Here is an 18,627-nt window from a genome sequence, read left to right as displayed (position 1 = left end):
TTATCCCCGTATATCTGCAATAAATTGGCTCAGCACGTTCTCTTTCTCGAGCGTGCGTTCGGCATATTCACGTGCCACCGTGTTCTCTTTTGGCATGGCGAGTGCCTGCTCAATGCCGGTTACCAGCGCAGGGACCGATTCCGGCTCCACGCAAACGGCAATGCCCGGGTAGCTGTTACACAGCTGGCCTAATTCTGTTGCGGCTTCTGCCGTAATCACCGCATTTCCGCCCACCGCCAGAATGTTGGTCAGCTTGGACGGCAGCACCGCATCCGCCGCGCCGCGTTTTTGCACCACCAGATGGCAATCCGCCATTTTCAGCAGCGCGGGCAGCGCGTCATACGACTGAAGCGGGAAGAAGCGGATGTTGGTCAGTCCGCGCTCGCTGGCCATTTTCTCCAGCCGCGCTTTACCGCCGCCCTGCCCGACAATCACGAACATCCACGGGTGTTCGCTCAGCTGAAGCGCGGCGTCAATCACGCTCTCCAGCCCCTGTTTTTCGCCGATGTTGCCTGAGTAAAGAATGATTTTTTGATCAGCAGGCAACCCGAGCTGCGCGCGTAACGCCTGCGCATCGTGTTCTGTCACATCGCGGAAACGCGCCACTTCGGACCAGTTTGGAAAGAAGATCACCTTTTCCGCCGGGACGCCCTTCTCCTGCGCCTTGTTCATCATTGAGCGCGAGATGGTTGAGACGTAATCCACGTTGTGCAGGCCGCTGCGCTCAAAGGCGCTGGCGAGCTTCGCCACCTTGCCGCCCTTGCCTTTCCCGGCCATCCCCAGCCCGAGCATGGCGTCCACTTCATAATCCTGAATATGCAGCAGGGTGCGCGCGCCGGAGAGTTTTCCCAGCAGGCGCATGCCTGGCGTGCAGAACAGCGTCGGCACCACGCCGATGATGCGATCCGGCTTCCAGCGACGCTGCGCCATCAGCGGGAAAAAACTGCTCAGGGCAAAGCTGCCCAGATGAATTAAACGTTTCAGCGTCGAGGGCTGTTTCGGCACGTAGAGCGGGCAGCGCCAGACGGTCGCGGCACCCTCTTCGCGGCGGTAGCGCCAGCTGGAATAGCGTTCGCCTACCTTCCACTCCGGGTAATACGGCGGGGCAGTAATCACCCGCACGTCATGTCCCTGGCTCGCCATCCACTCGACCATCTCACCGGTGTATTTCCCGATACCGGTAAGCTCCGGGGAGTAGTTAATTCCGTAGACGAGGATTTTCATAGGCCTGGCACCTCGGCCTGACGTTCCGCGAGGAAGTACGCCCGACTGTTGTCATGGACGTTGTCGCTTGCCAGCAGCGCCTCTGGCGTTAACCAGCGGTAATCGTCATGCTGAGAATCAGGCAGACGCAGGTCTGCCTCACTCACCTTCAGGCGGAACCCCAGCACAATGTAGTGCGTGGTGAACCCGGTGCCTGAAAAGTTATCGTCATAGAAGTGCTGCCAGACCCCGTAAAACTGGCCCGCTGCCATCGGCAGTTGCAGGCCCAGTTCCGCCAGAGTGAGACGCTCAAACGCATCGGTCAGCGTCTCATCCTTCTGCACGCGCCCGCCGGGCACGAACCAGAAGCCCTGTGCAGGACGATTGGTTCGTTTCCCCAGCAAGAACTCGCCGCGTTCGTTCTCCACAATCAAATCAATAGAGATGAGCGGAGTGGAACGCACCACCGTGGCAAAATCTTCCTGACTTAAAAACATCATTACCCCCGGAAGCGGTGCTGGTTTTCCAGGAACCACTGGTAGGTGCTGGCCAGCCCCTGCTCCAGTGAGACCTCGTGATACCAGCCCAGCTGATGCAGACGGGTCACGTCCAGCAGCTTGCGCGGCGTGCCGTCCGGTTTGGTGGCGTCAAACACCACGCGTCCTTTGTAGCCCACCACCTGCGCGATGGTCTGCGCCAGCTCGCGGATGGTGCAGTCCACGCCGGTCCCGACGTTAATGTGCGACAGCATCGGCTCGGTGTTTTCCTGCCACACCTCGCGATCCAGCTCCATCACGTGAATGCTGGCAGCCGCCATGTCATCCACGTGCAGGAACTCGCGCATCGGCGTCCCGCTGCCCCACACCACCACATCCGGGGCGTTTTCGGCAGTCGCCTCGTGGAAACGACGCAGCAGCGCCGGGATCACGTGCGAATTGCTCGGGTGGAAGTTATCGTGCGGTCCGTACAGGTTGGTCGGCATCACCGAGCGATAGTCGCGGTTATACTGACGGTTGTAGGATTCACACAGCTTGATCCCGGCAATTTTGGCAATCGCATACGGCTCGTTGGTGGCTTCGAGCGTGCCCTGCAACAGTTCGCTCTCGGCGATCGGCTGCTTCGCCATTTTCGGGTAGATACAGGATGAACCGAGGAACAGCAGCTTGTTCACGTTGTGCAGATGCGCCGCGTGAATGATGTTGCTCTCAATCATCATGTTCTCGTAGATGAAATCCGCCGGGTAGGTGTTGTTAGCGACAATGCCGCCCACCTTCGCCGCCGCCAGATACACCTGGTTGATACGTCCGCTGGCGAAGAACTCCTGCACCGCTTTGCTGTCCAGCAGGTTCAGCTCGTCACGGGTGCGAACAATCACCTCAACGTCGCCGCGCTGCTCAAGCTGGCGGACAATCGCGGAACCCACCATTCCGCGATGACCGGCGACAAAAATACGTTGTTTTGTCATTCTCAGGACTCCAGCGCGATGGCAACCTCGTAGCCATGAGACTTAAGCAGGGAGTGTTTTTTCGCTGCTTCAAGATCTTTGGCCACCATCTCGGATACCATTTCTTGCAGGGTGGTTTCTGGTTTCCAGCCCAGTTTTTCGTGCGCTTTGGTTGGGTCGCCCAGCAGGGTTTCCACTTCAGCAGGACGGAAGTAACGCGGATCAACCTGGACAATCACATCGCCAGGCTTCACGCCCGGTGCATCGTGGCCGGTCACGGAAACAACGATACCCTTCTCTTCCACGCCGGTGCCTTCGAAGCGCAGTTTGATGCCCAGCTGTGCCGCGGCCATCTCAACGAACTGACGCACGGAGTACTGCACGCCGGTCGCAATCACGAAGTCTTCTGGCTGCTCCTGCTGCAACATCATCCACTGCATTTTCACGTAGTCTTTTGCATGTCCCCAGTCACGCAGGGAATCCATGTTGCCGAGGTGCAGGCAAGACTCCAGGCCCTGAGCGATGTTGGCGATCGCGCGGGTGATTTTGCGGGTCACGAAGGTTTCGCCGCGACGCGGGGATTCGTGGTTGAACAGAATGCCGTTACAGGCGTACATGCCGTAGGATTCACGGTAGTTCACGGTGATCCAGTAAGCGTACAGTTTCGCCACAGCGTACGGAGAACGTGGGTAGAACGGCGTGGTCTCTTTCTGCGGAATTTCCTGCACCAGACCGTACAGCTCAGAGGTAGATGCCTGGTAGAAGCGGGTTTTCTTCTCAAGACCGAGGAAGCGAATCGCTTCCAGCAGACGCAGCGTACCCATCGCATCCACGTCAGCGGTGTATTCCGGGGACTCGAAGGAGACCGCAACGTGGCTCATCGCGCCCAGGTTGTACACTTCATCCGGCTGCACTTCTTGCAGGATGCGGGTCAGGTTGGAGGTATCGGTCAGGTCGCCGTAATGCAGATGGAATTTCGGGTTTGCCGCATGCGGATCCTGGTAAATGTGATCGACACGCTCGGTGTTGAATGAAGAGGCACGACGCTTAATACCGTGAACTTCATACCCTTTTTCCAGCAGCAATTCTGCCAGGTAAGAACCATCTTGTCCGGTAACGCCGGTGATGAGAGCGACTTTAGACATGTTTATATTCCTCTGTACTTATCAAAGTTTTTCAGTTTCAACGCGTTCGCGTATCACCACTGCGGGGTTGCCACGGCAAACCGTATTTGCCGGTAGCGATTTAAAAACGCTGCTGCGGGCACCGACTACCGTGCCATCGCCAACAGAAACACCGGGTGCAACAAAGACATCCGTTGCCAGCCAGCATTTTTCGCCGATCACAATTGGCGAAGCGGTAATATCAAAATGCTGACTCATAAAATCGTGGCTGCCGGTGCACAAATAACACTTCTGTGAGACCACCGAATTTGCGCCAATCGTAATCTCGCCCAGGGTATATAACACCGCGTCATCCCCTACCCAGGCGTAATCCCCAAGCGTTAATTTCCAGGGATAGGTAATTTTCACCGAAGGACGAATGACTACGTTTTTTCCTATTTTTGCGCCAAACAGACGCAGTAAAAATGCGCGCCAGCGGTAGAGTATTTGCGGCGACCAGGCAAATAACGTTGCCTGTACAGCCCACCACAATTGAACTTTAATACCGCTCCCGCCCCGAAAACCTTTCGGCACGGAGAATCCATTTAATTCCTGCATTACGTTTCCTTATATCTCAGGCTTTGTTATATAAGGCTTTCGCTTTACCCGTCGTTTTCAGACGTAAGAAATAAGATAATTCCGCCCAGAAACCCGGTACGCGTAATATTTTACGCTGCACGTTTTTGGCATCCTGGCACAGTTCCAGATTATTCGAGGTTGACACGCCGCCCATGGAAAATTCAGAGACCAGTCCTTTAATTCGACGGAACGGGTAGCCAGATTTGTACAGACTGGCGGCCAGGGCATAATCTGATGACACTTTATAGCGTAAATCGTAAGGTTGTTTTTTCAGGCCGCTCATCGGGAAGAAAATAGCCTGATGGCTGGCTGGCAGGCTGTGGTAGATATACCAGCCTGGTTTCGCGCCGCGCAGCACTTTTTTCCCCTCGCCGAAATCCAGCAGCGCATCACCGATAAACATGGCATCTTCTTTCTGGCGCGCCAGCTGACGGGCAAACAGGGCCACATCTTCATGGAACACATCGCCGGAATTAAGGAAGATGGCGTAACGCCCCTGCGCCATGTTGATGCCTTTATTCATGGCATCGTAAATGCCTTTATCTTTCTCGCTGATGTAACGTAAGTTGAACTCACCGTTGAGTTTTTCCAGGAACTCCGCCGTGCCGTCGTTCGAGCCGCCATCAACCACGATCCACTCAAAGGTGAGGCTTGGATCGCGCGCCAGATTGCGCAGCGAGCGCCAGGTTTTTACCACCCCTTCGTAGTTACGAAAGGCGACAGTAATGACGCTAAGAAACATAAATCACCTCATTTCGTCATGCCCGCGTAATATTTAGCGCTTTGCGCAAAATAAACGGACATACAATTAAGAACGCATATTCCGGGCTAAATATTGACCCGGTAAAAAACAGCGACACCGGCGTAAACAGATAAAGCTGAACGCGAAAGTTCTGGTTATCACCAAACGCGTTAATCATCATTTTGAAAACTTTAAACAGATACCACAGTGTCAACAGTACGGCGAACCAGGAAAAATAAATAATTAACAGATACAGACCATTGTCTATGGTTTTACCGACATCCGCACCGTTAAAGATTCCGAATGATGCAACATATTCGTAAAGTGAGCCAAATCTTACTACGCCATCAATATGGGTTAAGGAATAACCCACCATCACCAGAGGACCAATGATGCGATAATAGGACGACGAACCTTCCGTTCCCAAATCACCCAAGCGTTCAGAAATGTACGGAAAGGCAAATATTACGCCCACTAAAAATACCGTCAGAGAGATTATCGCCAGCGGCAGTTTTTTCTTAATCGCCTCTTTGTTCAGGTACTGGAATGCCCACTCCAGCAGGTAAAACAGAATAAACGTCATTACCCCGGAGAACGACCCTGACAGAACGATTCCTGCAAGAATCATAGCATCGGTCTTGGGGGTTTTGATACCAAACTGTTTGATGCTGAGCCAAATTGAGATTAACGCCAGAGCGAAAAACGCCGGTTCAAAATAGAGCGCCGTGGTACGCTTGCCACCAAACTTAATGAAGTTCAGTACATAGCTGTTACTGTATATAAGATATTTCGAAATTATTTCCATCAGGCTACTGCCGCCGGTGAGAATAATTTGCGCCATCTCCATGGCCGCAAGCATAACAATCAGCCCGACGACAATATAAAAGAACCTAAGGATTTTCCTATAATTGTGCGGTGAAATAGTTTTAAAGCGAATACTCCACACCATGCCAATAATGATAACGATATAAACAAACAGCATGGTGGAGGTGACATATTTGCTGGCGTCCAGCGACTGACCAAAGATGTAGTTAAATGCCGTCAGACCAAACCCGAGGCCCAGCGCAATCATCAGCTTTTTGAGGTTAAGCTTGTCAACGTACAGCAACAGCAGAACCGGCAGGAAGGTGACGATGGTAATCGGGAAGCTTTCACCGAGCTGGGCAATTTTGACGTTGACCAGCAGGTAGATCAGCGGCAGCAGCAGATAACTACAGATTCTGATAGAACGAGACATACTCCTCCAGCATCTGTTGTCCACTGTACGCTTTACGGCTGCGGTTGCGGAACGATTCCAGGTCCGTGCCAAAAACAGCCTGCGCGATATCGGCCTTCGGCAACTGCACCAGCGGCAGCACCTCGTTTTCAGCGAAGGTTTTACCGCCCGATTTCTCCAGCACTTCACGCGCCGCGTCGCTGTGGGTGGCAATGACCGGCACGCCAATGGAGAGCGCTTCGCACAGGATCAGCGGGTAGTTGTCCACGCGGGAGCTGAACACCAGCGCGTCCATACCGTTGAGCGCGCTCATCAGCTTGCGCTTGTCGGTTTCAAACCCATGGTTCACCACGTTAGCGCCTTCGAACGGCGAGAATTTGCCGAAGGTATGCAGTTCAATTTTGTCGCCGAGCGCCATCATGTCGCGCACCAGCTGTTGATTGGTTTTGCCGTCGTAGCGCAGGTCATGGGCGACAACCGCAATTTTCGGCTTACCGGCGGTAACGGCCACGGGCGTCAGTTCGGCCAGGATCGCTTCCGTTGCCACATCAATACCGTTGTTGATGATCTGGCAGCGCCCTGCTCCGTACAGGCTATTAAAAGCATCCGCCACGTGCTGGCTTGGGGAGATAAAGGTGCAGCCGAGCGAGAGCATGTCGCGGAACAGCTGACGCTTACCCTCAACCAGCTGATGCGCACGATCCACCTTCACCGGCGGGTAGTTGCTGAGCGTAGGGCATTTCTGGCAGTTATCTTTCCAGCCTTCGCAGCCGTCGGTAAAGGCGCAACGTCCGGTCACGCTCCAGTGGTCGTGCAGCGTCCAGACGAATCGGGTATCCGGCTTGTGCGCCTTCACCTTGCCACAAAACGCCACCACCTCGTCCAGATTCAGCCAGTAGCTGTGCAGCACGTGGAAGTGCAGCACAACCGGCCCGCTGGTGCGGGTGACGGTGCGGTAGAGATTGTTCAGGTTGCCGAACAGATCGCGGTTAAACAGGCGGAACAGCGCAATATTGGCAATGGAGGTCAGACGTGGCGTCTGTTTCAGCACCTGCGGATAGTTATCATGGCTGACGCTTTTCTTGCCGCCTTTGCCGTAGCCGTAAACAAAGCGCGACTGGAGTCCTTTTTGCAGCGCGCGCTGGTGCAGATCCAGCGCCACGCCTGCCGCCCCGCCCTCTGCGAGGCGCACGTTAAATTGCAGAATGTTCATTTAATCACCTTCACGCGGGCTTTCTCGCCCACCACCAGCGCGTTGTCCGGAATGCTGTCCAGCACCACGCTGCCTGCGCCAATCGTCACGTTATTGCCCACGGTAATCTCCCCGATCATCACCACGTTGGCGCCCAGCTCGACGTTATTGCCAATTACCGGGCAGGCCAGGCTGTCTGGCCCGCGGTTGCCGATCGTCACCCCGTGGCGAATGGTGAAATCATCACCCGCGACGACGAACTTGTTGATGACCACTGCATAGCCGTGATGAATGGTAAAGCGGCGGCCAATGGTGGCAGCGGCCTGAATTTCATAGCCAAAAAAGCATTCGGTGATGATGCGATACAGCACCAGCACCGGTGCGGCCCATATATTGTTCAGTACATTTTTTTTGCGCCACACGGAGCAAAAGTGGGCAATGCGGTAGGCCAGAACCATGCAGCACGGGCGCAGGCTCCAGCTGTTAGCGCGGCAATCTTCCAGAAACATTATTTCCCCCGAAGCCCGTCAGCCAGACGCTTGCCGTTACGTACCGACAGCAGCGTCAGCAGCGTGCGCCAGTTCATGCGCTTATTGCGGATCTGATACAGGGTAAAGAGCTGATACTTCCGGCTGGCACGGTCAAACTTGTCCTTGTGCTTGCGGTAAAAATGGAAGTAGCCCGAGAATTTCTTCGGCGACGAGGTGATTTGCATCTCCCCGTGATTGATATGCAGGATCTGCGTGGCCTCTTCCACCTTCCACGGCTCGCCGTACTCCACCACCATACGCAGGAAGATGTCGTAATCCTGCGCGGCCTTCAGCTCGGTATCGAACAGGCACTCCTTAAAGCGCCATGCCCAGGTAAACACCTGATTACCGATAATGTTGCGCTTGTAGAACAGGCGGCGGGAATAGGGTGATTTCGGATACAGCGGCAGACTGGCGGGCTGCGAATAGACCTCGCCCTGGCAGACATAGTCGTTGGCATACAGAAACGCGTGAGTCACCAGCTGCGCTTTGTGCGACAGGAAGATCGACAGACGGTTTGGCGTCCATTCGTCATCGTCGTCGATACCGGTCAGATACTGCCCTTTCGCCTGCATAATCGCCTGGTTGCGCACCGCACACGCCCCGGAGTTGATGGCATTGTGGGTGTACACCACGCGCGGGTCGTTCAGGTCTTCAACAAACTTTTGCAGTTGTTCGTAAGAGGAGGAACAGTCATCCACGATAATCAGTTCCCAGTTATCGTAATCCTGACGCAGGACCGATTTAATCGCGCGGATCGCCAGTTGCTGACGATTCCATGTCGGCATATAGATAGAAATCAAAGGGCGTTGTGTGCTCATGTATTCCTCCTGCCCCTCACCCCGGCCCTCTCCCCGGAGGGGAGAGGGTGAAAGACCGCACCAGTCAGTCCCCTCTCCCCTTTGGGGAGAGGGTTAGGGTGAGGGGTGTGGGGTGTGTTTTGTTATTTAGAGTCAGACTTGTATTCGTACTCGTAGTAGCCGTAATCCTGATACCCGGTCACGCGGCGGAAGATGGAGTTCAGAATGACCCCCTTAACCTCAATCCCGTTCTGCTCGAAGCGGCTCAGGCTGGTTTCCACTTCCTTCAGGGTGTTCACCGCATAGCGTGCGACCATCAGCGTGGTGCCTGCATGACGTCCCACCACGGCAGCGTCAGTGACGGCCAGAATTGGCGGGGTATCGATCAGCACCAGGTCGTAGTTTTTGCTCGCCCACTCAATCAGCTGCGTGAAGCGCTCGCTCATTAGCAGTTCAGACGGGTTCGGCGGCACCTGGCCACGCGGGATCAGGTCAAATTTCGGAATCGAGGTCGGCTTGGCGCTTTCGCTGATTTCCCCTTTACCGAGCAGGATTTCCGACAGACCGTTAACGTTGTTGGTGCCCAGCAGCTCGTGGGTGTAGCCCTTACGCATGTCACAGTCGATCAGCAGCACGCGCTTGTTGGTCTGGCTCACCACCGCCGCCAGGTTGGCACAGACGAAGGTCTTACCGATTGACGGGCTGACGCCGGTCATCATCAGGACGTTGTTTTTGGCCTGCATCATGGCGAAGTGGAGGCTGGTACGCAGGCTGCGCACCGCTTCAATCGCCAGGTCGGTCGGATTACCCACGGCCAGCAGCTGGCTCTGTTTGTAACGTTTGACGCCCTTGATGGTTTTCACGCTGTCACGGGACTTCTGCCACTCTGAAAGCGGGATGCTGGCGTATACGCTGATACCATTCTCTTCCAGCACCTGCGGGCTTTCGATACCGCGGTTGAACAGCGAGCGCAGCAGCACACCGACGATAGAGAGCATCAGGCCGAGAATAATGCTGCCGAGGATAATCAGCGCTTTCTTCGGCTTCAGCACGCCCGGCTGGGTAATGGCCGGGTCAACGATACGCACGTCGCCGACGGTGCTGGCTTCGGTGATTTTCAGCTCCTGCTGTTTGTTCAGCAGTTGCATGTAAACCTGCTGGCCGGATTCCACATCACGCGTCAGGCGAACAATTTCCTGCTGCGTCTTCGGCATCGCGGTCACACGGTCATTCAGCTTCGCCTTCTCTTCTTCCAGGGTACGACGTTTTTCCAGCAACGTGCGGTACGCCGGGTGACGTTTGGTATAGAGCTTGGAAATCTCCGCCTCTTTGAAGGTCAGCTCGTTCAGCTGCGCATCAATATTGACCATGGAGTCGAGAACCGATTTCGCCTCCAGCGGCAGGTCGACGGAATCCTTGTCCTGACGGTACGCGTTCAGCTTGTTCTCAGCGTCATCCAGACGGGCGCGCACCTCCGGCAGTTGCTTACTGAGGAACGCCAGGCTTTTCGCGGCTTCCGCAGACTTACGCTCAACGTTCTGTTCCAGATAGTTGCGGGTGATGCTGTTCAGGATGTCGCGGATTTGATCCTTGTCTTCACCGGTGAAGGTCATGCTCAGAACGCCGGTATCCTTGCCGTTTTCGGTGACAGTCAGGTTATTTTGCAGGTTGTTGATCATCCCGAGCGTCGAGAATTTAGTGACCGTAAACTCCCCGCCCTCATGCGCCTGAATAGCGCTGACCTTGATGCTGACGCCCTCTTTGGTCAGCATCTGCCCCACTTCGCCGCGCGCGCTGAAGCCCGCGTCGCTGGTCAGCTGATACTGTTTTGGTCCCAGCACGGTCAGGGTAAAGGTTTGGTCCCCTGCCCCTTTGGGGATCACAAAGTCGGTCACTTTTACCGTATCGTTACTGCGCCCCATCAGGCGATCCCAGCCAGCGCCAAACACCGGGAAGGTGTTTTTGGTGACCGCAATATCCAGCCCCAGATCGTGAACCGTTTTGCCCAGTACCAGGCGCGACTGGATCAGCTGAATTTCGGCTTCCGATGCTGGCGGCTTGTTGGCCAGCGCCGAGCCGATATCCTGAACCAGCGAGTTTCCGGTATTTTGTTCGATCTGCACCAGCGCGTCGGCGCTGTAAATAGGCGTCGCGAACAGCGTATAAACGATCGCCGCCACGGCAAAGATGGCGGTAATACCCAGCACCCACCATTTCGCTTCAATAACGGTCCCGACCAGGCGACCGATATCGATTTCATCACTGCCCGACGTCGGGGCGGCAGAAGGTCTTGTTTTTTCTGTCATTGTTATCCCTGCTGAGCTTTCAGTGCCTGCGCCCACTGACGGGCAGACTGGTCTAGTAAGGTGTATACCGCCTCAAAGGCCTCGCGGCTCTTGCGATACGGATCGGGAATTTCGCGCTCGCCATCCCAGTGACCAAACAGCATCACCTTGCCGCGCATCTCCGGTGCGATATCGCACAGCGCGTGAATGTGGCGTTTTTCCATCGCGAGGATCAGGTCATATTCCCGGCACATCCGGCCAGAGACCTGACGGGCAACGTGCCCGTCGAGTGAGAGGTTATGCTCAAGGGCAACGCTTGCGGCACGTTCGTCGGCACCTTTTCCGACCAGCGCGCCCAGCCCTGCGGAGTCGACCGTTAACGCAGGCTGGTAATTTTTCAGCAGCCTTTCAGCCGTGGGGGAACGGCAAATGTTCCCCACGCACACCACCAGAATTTTGTTAAACATCGCGGCTTACCAGTTATGAACGTCGCTCGCCGTATCCGTCATGTAGCGAACGCCACTGATGGTAGGCAGCAACTGGTTGATCAGACGGTTCCAGCGGGCAACCGGCGCGGTGGTGACATAGACCACATCGTACGGCTGGAGACGGAACGACGTTGCCATGACCAGGGACGTCGCGTCGGACATATCCAGCTGGTAGATGTTGGCAATCTTGCCCTTCGCGTTCTCGCCTTTGATAGGACGGATCACGAAGATACCGCTGGCGTTGGAGGCGGTCAGGTCGATGCCTTCCGCATTGCCCAGCGCTTCGGTCAGGGTCATACCGCTGAAGTCCATCTTGAGGGTGCTCTGTTTCTTCACTTCACCCATCACGAACACTTTCAGATCGTCGTTGCGCGGCACATACAGAATGTCGCCCGGATAGAGCAGGCGGTTCTGGGTCAGGTCACCGTTTTGCATCAGCGCCTGAAGCGAAATGCGCTGCTCTTTGCCGTTGTGGGTCAGCACCACGTTGCGCCAGTCAGCGCCGTCGGTTAAGCCGCCTGCGGCATTGATCGCATCCAGCACGGTGAGCGGAACGTTGGTGATCGCCTGCTGACCGGATTTGTTGACCTGGCCAGAGATATAGGCTTTCTGGGATCGGAACGCGGCGATATTAACGTCCACCTGCGGGTCAGCAATGTACTGCGCCAGGCGGCCGGTAATATCACTACGGATTTCAGCAAGCGTTTTGCCCGCAACGTGCACTTTGCCAATGTAGGGATAGAACATGGTGCCATCGGACTGTACCCAGTTACCGGTGTCGCTTGAGCTGCGGTACTGGCCCGCAGGCGTGGTCAGCTCCGGGTGATCCCAGACGGTCACGTTAATGACGTCACCCGGACCTACGCGGTACTGGTAAGAGGCAATTTCCTGGTCCAGAGACATATTTGGCTGAGCAACATTTGGACGTGGGCGTAATTGTTCTACCAGACGTGGGGTTAATGGATAAACATTCACCATTTTGTCGAGATCAAAATCAGCATCCTGCTGTTTAATCACATCCTTGCCCATTGTTGACATATTGCTGCCGGGAAAGACCGTGCAACCACTCATCAAGGTCACAGACACCAATAATGGCATCAATTTCATTTTGGATTTCATCATTGATTATTTATCACTTTGGCAGAGTAATTATCCTGTGCAATTAAAATAAGCGCGGGTCGTGGTGACAATCAGAATGCAGTTAATCATTTAGCAATATAACTGGCATCAGTCCTAAAAAAAGCTTATTCATCCATTGGCTATTGACAGAATAATTGAGGCTGATTCACACGCTTTCAGGCACGCTACCGCCCTTGGCTTTCAGTTACCAATCCACTGACTAAACAATGCGTTATGGTTAGACACCCTCTTTGATAAGGCCTTTTGTGAAATGTATCAATCACCTCAAAAGGCAGACTGATAATGTATAACCTTCACCTAAGACCGAAACAAAAATAGCAACAAGGAGATTTAACATTTGATGCTGGAAGAATTGTTGCAGCTAACCTAATAGCAGGCAAGGAGACAACCGTCCTAATATTCGTTTTTAAGATTAATATTAAGAGCAAAGTTTTAAGGTTTTCGGATTTTCTTTATATTGACAAAATAGATCACCGCGCCATTTATTGCGATATATCCTAAATATCGTCTTCTGTAATTAAATATTCGCAATTAACTTATTTACACCGCCCGGTAAATGGGTTTTACGTGAGTGTAGCATTAAGAGAAATCTCACCCCGGCATTGCAATTTTCGTCGGCTTTATCCATGATCGAAGTGTGACATTAGTCATATAACAGAAGGTATTGCATTTACTATGGAATGGATTGCCGATCCATCAATCTGGGCCGGGCTGGTGACGCTGGTCGTCATCGAATTAGTACTCGGCATTGATAACCTGGTGTTTATCGCCATCCTCGCCGATAAATTACCCCCTTCACAACGCGACCGCGCCCGCGTGACGGGCCTGCTGCTCGCCATGGTGATGCGTCTGCTGTTACTGGCCTCAATCTCCTGGCTGGTGACGCTGACCAAACCCTTATTCAGCATTCAGAGTCTGAGCTTTAGCGCCCGCGACCTGATCATGCTTTTCGGCGGATTGTTCCTGCTGTTCAAAGCCACGGTTGAGCTTAATGAGCGACTGGAGGGAAAAGACAGTGAAAACCCCACCCAGCGACGCGGCGCTAAATTCTGGCCGGTCGTCGCGCAAATAGTGGTGCTGGATGCCGTCTTTTCTCTCGACTCCGTGATCACTGCCGTCGGGATGGTTGACCATCTGGCCGTGATGATGGCCGCCGTGATCATCGCCATCACCCTGATGGTGCTCGCCAGTAAAGCCCTCACGCGCTTCGTGAACAGTCACCCGACTATCGTCATCCTCTGTCTGAGCTTCCTGCTGATGATTGGCTTTAGCCTGGTGGCGGATGGGTTTGGCTTCCATATCCCGAAAGGATATCTGTACGCTGCCATTGGTTTCTCGGTGCTGATTGAGTTCCTCAACCAGCTGGCCATTTTCAACCGTCGCCGGTTTCTCTCCGCCAACCAGACATTACGCCAGCGCACCGCAGATACCGTGATGCGCCTGCTGAGCGGCAAAAAAGAGGATGCCGAGCTGGATGCTGAGTCCGCTGCGATGCTTGCCGACCACAGCGACGGGCAGATCTTCAACCCGCAGGAACGCCGGATGATAGAGCGCGTGCTTAACCTCAACCAGCGTTCGGTGAGCAGTATCATGACCTCGCGGCATGACATTGAGCATGTTGACCTGACGGCACCGGAAGAGCAGATCCGTGCCCTGCTGGATAAAAACCAGCACACCCGCGTGGTCGTCACCGGCGGAGAAGAGGAAGAAGAGCTACTGGGCGTGGTACACGTGATCGACCTGCTGCAACAGCAGCTTCACGGCGAGCCGCTCAACCTGCGCGCGCTGGTGCGCCAGCCGCTGGTGTTCCCGGAAGCGCTGCCGCTGCTCTCCGCCCTGGAGCAGTTCCGCAACGCGCGTACCCACTTCGCGTTTGTCGTAGATGAATTTGGTTCTGTGGAAGGGCTGGTGACGCTCAGTGACGTCATGGAAACCATCGCCGGTAATCTGCCTAATGAGGTGGATGAGATCGATGCGCGCCACGATATTCAGAAAAACGCCGACGGCAGCTGGACCGCTAACGGCCATATGCCGCTGGAGGATCTGGTGCAGTTCGTTCCGCTTCCGCTGGACGAGAAGCGCGAATACCACACCATCGCCGGTTTGCTGATGGAATATCTGCAACGCATTCCGCAGCCGGGCGAAGAGGTTCAGGTGGGGGATTACATGATCAAAACCTTGCAGGTAGAGAGCCATCGCGTGCAGAAGGTGCAGCTGATACCGCTGCGCGGTGAAGATGAGATGGATTTTGATGTGTAAAAAAGCCGGGTGGCGCTTCGCTTACCCGGCCTACGGTGTCTGGCTTTTGTAGGCCGGGTAAGGCAAAGCCGCCACCCGGCACAACAGGCATCACAGCTTATCGAGCAGCTTTTTCACGTCCTTACCTGACTGAGACTCTTTATTGCGATCCGCCCAGTCATTCAGCCGACGTTTCGCTTCATCCTGAAGGTGCTTACGCAGGATCTGATCGACCTGCAAACTATAATTCAGCTCTTGCCATTTTCCGTAGACGCGCAGCGGTATCGGCGTCTCTTTCAGGAACTCGACAAGCTGACCTTCGCCTTCCCAACCGGCCTTCACGCGGACGTTAAAGCGGGTGTCTGCCGTCTCTTTCACCAGATCCAGCGCGCCGGTTCCGGTCAGCGCCAGCAGAGAGGAGGTTCCCTGCATCTCGTCCAGCGAGAGCTGACCGTTGTCGAGGGCAAGCTCGCTGGTAAAGCTGTCGAGACGGGTTGCGCTGTCGTAGTTTTCATTCGCTTTCACGCTGCTGCTGCGCTCTACCGCCTGCTGCACCAGCTGCTGGAAGTTAAGCCCTTCCATGCGTGAATCTTTCAGCTCAACGTGCGCCTGCCCCTGCCAGCTACGGCGGAACGCGTCCGCATCAATCTTCGTGCCGGAGAAATCCCCTGCCAGCGACAGCTGCCCCGTGAGGGCAATCGGGTAATTAAAGGCTTTCAGGATGGTGCCAATCTCAACGTTTTCCAGACGCGGCTGGAACGCGGCGCTGGCAACGTTTTTGCGTACATCCAGCGTGCCTGGCAGGGAGAGGTTCCCTGCCCCCATTTTTCCGCTGAGTTCGGAAATGACCAGCAGGCCATTGTGGTTGAACATCTGGCTGCTGACGTCAGTAAAATCAATGCCACGCCAGCGCACGCTGTTCGCTTTCAGCAGAATGTCGGCGGTAAATCCGCGCAGGCCGTTGTAGTCAGGCTGATCGAGATTAGAGGAGATCACCGGACGCGACTGCGTGCCCTGGCTTTGCCCCACCTGCGTGCCCCCTTCATCGGTCGCGTTCACCGGCTGGGGCGGGAGCAGGTTCTCAAGGTTCAGCCTGTCGAATTGCAGATCCAACACCCACTTGGGTTTTTCATCAAGCGTGACGCTCGCCTGCCCTTTCAGGGTACTGTCGTTGGCCTGAAGGTTGAGCGCGTTCAGTTCGAGCTGTTTGCGCTCTTCGTGCCACACCGCCTGCATCGTGCCCTGCCCGACGATCCCTTTTGTGGGTAGATCCGCGCCGGTCAGCTGCCAGTTGAGTTGCTGAACGTCCGCCGTCAGCTGGTGCGGGTAGTCCGACGCGTTCACGTTCGCATTCATCGACAGGTTGAGATCGCGCTGATTGCGGTTGATCCGCCCGGAGAACTCCATGGTGGCGTGATGGTTGGCGTCCTGCTCCATCCTGAGGTTGATATTGCGTACGGTGATCTGTTCGTCATCCTCATGCTGGAAAACCAGCACGCTGTCAGCGACTTTCAGATTACCAATATCGAACGACCAGCCGGTGTCAGACGGAACGTCAGGCAAGGTATTTTCACGCGGTGCGACCGGGGCATCCGCCTGACGAACGGCTTCGGTTTGTGGCGTAAGCTGAATCACCGCCCCTTTCAGCATCACCTGTTCTACCTGGAGCTGATGGGATAACAGCGGGATGAGCGCGACATCAAGACGCATGTTATCCGCCGTGACCAGCGGCTGGGCGGCGCCCGGCGCGGTGAGCGACATACGTCCGGAGAGAATGCTGAGCTGAGGCCAGACATGCCAGCGCAGCGGCCCGTCCAGCTTGAGTTCATACCCGCTGCGCGCTTCCACCTGCCGCACCATATAGGCCCGGAAGTCATTGGGGTTAACCAGCAGCACCAACGCTGAAAGGCCAGCCACCAGCACCACCAGCAAAATCATCAGCGTTGTCAGAACTCTTCTCATGGCTTCCTCAGTGAACTCACAGATCAGTCTTTATCGATACGACTGGCAACCGCACCCTGCTGGTCGCGATATTTTGCGTCCTGACGGCGGTTATAAGGACGGTCTGCCGGGCCGGTCAGCGGTTCGAAGCTCAACGCACCAATCATCATACCCGGGCGAAGCGCCAGCGGCAGTTTACCGGCGTTAAAGAACTCCAGCACGATACGGCCAGACCAGCCCGGATCGATACGGTGCGCGGTGACGTGTACCATCAGGCCCAGACGCGCCAGGGAAGAGCGCCCGTCAAGCCAGCCGACCAGATCCGCAGGCAGCGTGACGGATTCAAAGGTCACCGCCAGCGCCAGTTCGCCAGGATGGAGATAAAACGCCTCTCCTTCTTCGATGACGATTTCGTCGCTCATGACGCGATCCAGCGCCGCACTGACTTCGTCTTTCGGCCCGCTGAGGTCGATAAACGGTGCCGTGTGGCCGCTGAAGGTGCGGAATTTATTCCCCAGACGCACATCGACGGTCACGCCGTTAATACGCTCAACCGGTGGACGCGGGGTGATAGACAGGCGGCCTTCATCCAGCCAGGCTTCTATATCGCGGTCACAAAGACGCATGGCACTTTCTCCTTTCGTGCATCGCGCCCTGAAGCCTTACGGCGTCAGGGCAAAACCAGGTTATCTCTGAACGGTACACAATTCACACGGCTTATTCAAAAAACTGACTGATTTTCGCTTTTAAGATATCAATGGCAATACGGTTTTTACCGCCGCGAGGCACGATAATATCGGCGTATTGTTTCGAAGGCTCAATAAATTGCAGGAACATCGGACGCACGGTTTTCTGATATTGCGCCATGACGGAGTCCATGGAGCGGCCGCGTTCGTTAACGTCGCGTTTGATACGACGCATCAGGCAGATATCCAGCGGAGTGTCGACGAAAATCGAGAAGTTCATTGATTCGCGCAGACGGGCGTCGGTGAGCAGCAAAATCCCTTCAAGGATGATCACCTTTTTGGGCTCGATGCGGATCGTTTCCTGGGTGCGGGTATGTTCCACATAGCTGTAGACGGGCAGTTCAATCGCCTCGCCGCGCTTCAGCGCCTCCAGATGCTGGAACAGCAGGCTGTGATCCATCGCACTGGGGTGGTCGTAATTGGTTTTTACGCGCTCTTCCATCGAAAGATGGGATTGATCTTTGTAATAGCTGTCTTCGGGAATAACACCGATATGCTCATCACCCACTTGTTCACGCAGTTCGCGATAAAGCGTACTGGCAATAAGACTTTTACCTGAAGCCGATGCGCCGGCGATGCCTATGATGACGCACTGATGAGACTTATCAGTCATAAATTTAGCGACCTGATTAACCTGGATGTAAGGAAGGACGACGCCGGAGCGTCAAACGCGGCAATTATAGGGATTTCGGAGACGTGATACCAGTCGAATGCGCAGGTTATGCGAGGCGGGCTGAAAAGCGCCGTTTCACGCCTTTAGCGAAATTTTTACGCGCGGTTTTTCGCCATTTCATCACCCTTCTTCGCAGAGTAACTATTTTATAAGTCTATGAAGTCAAAATCTGAGCACTCAGCATATGAATTGTAAAATGTTTGTACTAGCATAAACCAAAGTATTAATTTTACGCGTCCGGACCTGG

At 54.9% G+C, this 18,627-nt stretch carries 17 protein-coding genes; 1 reads left to right on the top strand and 16 read right to left on the bottom strand.

Annotation, left to right across the window (positions count from 1 at the left end):
* The 13 genes from wcaI to ACOTX7_RS16130 form a co-directional block, all read right to left on the bottom strand.
* Nucleotides 1-1,224: a colanic acid biosynthesis fucosyltransferase WcaI gene (gene wcaI / locus ACOTX7_RS16190; protein WP_006811239.1), complete on the bottom strand. Its 1,224-nt coding sequence runs from the start codon at nt 1,222-1,224 to the stop codon at nt 1-3.
* A complete protein-coding gene (locus ACOTX7_RS16185) occupies nt 1,221-1,700 on the bottom strand; it encodes a GDP-mannose mannosyl hydrolase (protein ID WP_065186924.1) in 480 nt (159 codons plus the stop codon). The genes wcaI and ACOTX7_RS16185 overlap by 4 nt, the downstream gene beginning before the upstream one ends.
* A gap of 2 nt (nt 1,701-1,702) precedes the next feature.
* Entirely contained in the window at nt 1,703-2,668 is a 966-nt protein-coding gene (fcl, locus tag ACOTX7_RS16180; protein WP_221256213.1) for a GDP-L-fucose synthase, read from the bottom strand.
* A gap of 2 nt (nt 2,669-2,670) precedes the next feature.
* Nucleotides 2,671-3,792 carry a GDP-mannose 4,6-dehydratase gene (gmd, locus tag ACOTX7_RS16175; RefSeq protein WP_003863514.1) on the bottom strand — a complete coding sequence of 374 codons (1,122 nt, stop codon included), beginning with the start codon at nt 3,790-3,792 and terminating at the stop codon, nt 2,671-2,673.
* A 21-nt stretch (nt 3,793-3,813) separates the two neighbouring features.
* On the bottom strand, nt 3,814-4,368 hold the full coding sequence (gene wcaF / locus ACOTX7_RS16170; RefSeq protein WP_006811242.1) for a colanic acid biosynthesis acetyltransferase WcaF: 555 nt from the start codon (nt 4,366-4,368) through the stop codon (nt 3,814-3,816).
* 16 nt (nt 4,369-4,384) lie between these two features.
* The gene (gene wcaE, locus ACOTX7_RS16165) at nt 4,385-5,131 is read right to left on the bottom strand and encodes a colanic acid biosynthesis glycosyltransferase WcaE (protein WP_003863510.1); all 747 of its coding nucleotides are present in this window, start codon (nt 5,129-5,131) and stop codon (nt 4,385-4,387) included.
* 16 nt (nt 5,132-5,147) lie between these two features.
* Complete coding sequence (wcaD, locus tag ACOTX7_RS16160) at nt 5,148-6,368, bottom strand: colanic acid polymerase WcaD (RefSeq protein ID WP_006811243.1); 1,221 nt, start codon at nt 6,366-6,368, stop codon at nt 5,148-5,150.
* Nucleotides 6,343-7,560, bottom strand: coding sequence for a colanic acid biosynthesis glycosyltransferase WcaC (gene wcaC, locus ACOTX7_RS16155; RefSeq protein WP_221256215.1), 1,218 nt, complete (start codon nt 7,558-7,560; stop codon nt 6,343-6,345). Before wcaC ends, wcaD begins: the two co-directional genes overlap by 26 nt.
* Nucleotides 7,557-8,048, bottom strand: coding sequence for a colanic acid biosynthesis acetyltransferase WcaB (gene wcaB, locus ACOTX7_RS16150; RefSeq protein WP_006811245.1), 492 nt, complete (start codon nt 8,046-8,048; stop codon nt 7,557-7,559). The genes wcaC and wcaB overlap by 4 nt, the downstream gene beginning before the upstream one ends.
* Complete coding sequence (gene wcaA / locus ACOTX7_RS16145) at nt 8,048-8,890, bottom strand: colanic acid biosynthesis glycosyltransferase WcaA (protein ID WP_006811246.1); 843 nt, start codon at nt 8,888-8,890, stop codon at nt 8,048-8,050. Before wcaA ends, wcaB begins: the two co-directional genes overlap by 1 nt.
* A 122-nt stretch (nt 8,891-9,012) precedes the next feature.
* Nucleotides 9,013-11,175, bottom strand: coding sequence for a tyrosine-protein kinase Wzc (gene wzc, locus ACOTX7_RS16140; RefSeq protein WP_221256216.1), 2,163 nt, complete (start codon nt 11,173-11,175; stop codon nt 9,013-9,015).
* Between the two features lie 2 nt (nt 11,176-11,177).
* Nucleotides 11,178-11,621, bottom strand: coding sequence for a low molecular weight protein-tyrosine-phosphatase Wzb (gene wzb / locus ACOTX7_RS16135; RefSeq protein ID WP_003862078.1), 444 nt, complete (start codon nt 11,619-11,621; stop codon nt 11,178-11,180).
* Nucleotides 11,622-11,627: 6 nt separating this feature from the next.
* Complete coding sequence (locus tag ACOTX7_RS16130; RefSeq protein ID WP_003862079.1) at nt 11,628-12,764, bottom strand: polysaccharide export protein; 1,137 nt, start codon at nt 12,762-12,764, stop codon at nt 11,628-11,630.
* Between the two features lie 693 nt (nt 12,765-13,457).
* Here ACOTX7_RS16130 and ACOTX7_RS16125 point away from each other — a divergent pair.
* Nucleotides 13,458-15,041 (top strand): TerC family protein, encoded by a 1,584-nt coding sequence (locus ACOTX7_RS16125; protein WP_221256217.1) that lies wholly within the window; start codon nt 13,458-13,460, stop codon nt 15,039-15,041.
* 90 nt (nt 15,042-15,131) lie between these two features.
* Here ACOTX7_RS16125 and asmA read toward each other — a convergent pair whose 3' ends face one another.
* From asmA to udk, 3 genes are all read right to left on the bottom strand, one after another.
* The gene (gene asmA / locus ACOTX7_RS16120) at nt 15,132-16,982 is read right to left on the bottom strand and encodes an outer membrane assembly protein AsmA (protein ID WP_221256218.1); all 1,851 of its coding nucleotides are present in this window, start codon (nt 16,980-16,982) and stop codon (nt 15,132-15,134) included.
* Nucleotides 16,983-17,005: 23 nt separating this feature from the next.
* Nucleotides 17,006-17,587, bottom strand: coding sequence for a dCTP deaminase (dcd, locus tag ACOTX7_RS16115; protein ID WP_006811250.1), 582 nt, complete (start codon nt 17,585-17,587; stop codon nt 17,006-17,008).
* A 91-nt stretch (nt 17,588-17,678) separates the two neighbouring features.
* Entirely contained in the window at nt 17,679-18,320 is a 642-nt protein-coding gene (gene udk, locus ACOTX7_RS16110; protein ID WP_000130320.1) for a uridine kinase, read from the bottom strand.
* Between the last annotated feature and the right edge of the window lie 307 nt (nt 18,321-18,627).

The organism is Enterobacter cloacae complex sp. IR5418 (genome assembly GCF_049238105.1).
Classification (GTDB): Bacteria; Pseudomonadota; Gammaproteobacteria; order Enterobacterales; family Enterobacteriaceae; genus Enterobacter; species Enterobacter hormaechei.
This window is presented reverse-complemented; position numbering and strand designations above follow the sequence as displayed.

What these genes read in the sequence shown, in the direction of transcription:
- wcaI (WP_006811239.1), bottom strand. Translation starts at nt 1,224, where the DNA reads ATGAAAATCCTCGTCTACGGAATTAACTACTCCCCGGAGCTTACCGGT.
- ACOTX7_RS16185 (WP_065186924.1), bottom strand. Translation starts at nt 1,700, where the DNA reads ATGTTTTTAAGTCAGGAAGATTTTGCCACGGTGGTGCGTTCCACTCCG.
- fcl (WP_221256213.1), bottom strand. Translation starts at nt 2,668, where the DNA reads ATGACAAAACAACGTATTTTTGTCGCCGGTCATCGCGGAATGGTGGGT.
- gmd (WP_003863514.1), bottom strand. Translation starts at nt 3,792, where the DNA reads ATGTCTAAAGTCGCTCTCATCACCGGCGTTACCGGACAAGATGGTTCT.
- wcaF (WP_006811242.1), bottom strand. Translation starts at nt 4,368, where the DNA reads ATGCAGGAATTAAATGGATTCTCCGTGCCGAAAGGTTTTCGGGGCGGG.
- wcaE (WP_003863510.1), bottom strand. Translation starts at nt 5,131, where the DNA reads ATGTTTCTTAGCGTCATTACTGTCGCCTTTCGTAACTACGAAGGGGTG.
- wcaD (WP_006811243.1), bottom strand. Translation starts at nt 6,368, where the DNA reads ATGTCTCGTTCTATCAGAATCTGTAGTTATCTGCTGCTGCCGCTGATC.
- wcaC (WP_221256215.1), bottom strand. Translation starts at nt 7,560, where the DNA reads ATGAACATTCTGCAATTTAACGTGCGCCTCGCAGAGGGCGGGGCGGCA.
- wcaB (WP_006811245.1), bottom strand. Translation starts at nt 8,048, where the DNA reads ATGTTTCTGGAAGATTGCCGCGCTAACAGCTGGAGCCTGCGCCCGTGC.
- wcaA (WP_006811246.1), bottom strand. Translation starts at nt 8,890, where the DNA reads ATGAGCACACAACGCCCTTTGATTTCTATCTATATGCCGACATGGAAT.
- wzc (WP_221256216.1), bottom strand. Translation starts at nt 11,175, where the DNA reads ATGACAGAAAAAACAAGACCTTCTGCCGCCCCGACGTCGGGCAGTGAT.
- wzb (WP_003862078.1), bottom strand. Translation starts at nt 11,621, where the DNA reads ATGTTTAACAAAATTCTGGTGGTGTGCGTGGGGAACATTTGCCGTTCC.
- ACOTX7_RS16130 (WP_003862079.1), bottom strand. Translation starts at nt 12,764, where the DNA reads ATGATGAAATCCAAAATGAAATTGATGCCATTATTGGTGTCTGTGACC.
- ACOTX7_RS16125 (WP_221256217.1), top strand. Translation starts at nt 13,458, where the DNA reads ATGGAATGGATTGCCGATCCATCAATCTGGGCCGGGCTGGTGACGCTG.
- asmA (WP_221256218.1), bottom strand. Translation starts at nt 16,982, where the DNA reads ATGAGAAGAGTTCTGACAACGCTGATGATTTTGCTGGTGGTGCTGGTG.
- dcd (WP_006811250.1), bottom strand. Translation starts at nt 17,587, where the DNA reads ATGCGTCTTTGTGACCGCGATATAGAAGCCTGGCTGGATGAAGGCCGC.
- udk (WP_000130320.1), bottom strand. Translation starts at nt 18,320, where the DNA reads ATGACTGATAAGTCTCATCAGTGCGTCATCATAGGCATCGCCGGCGCA.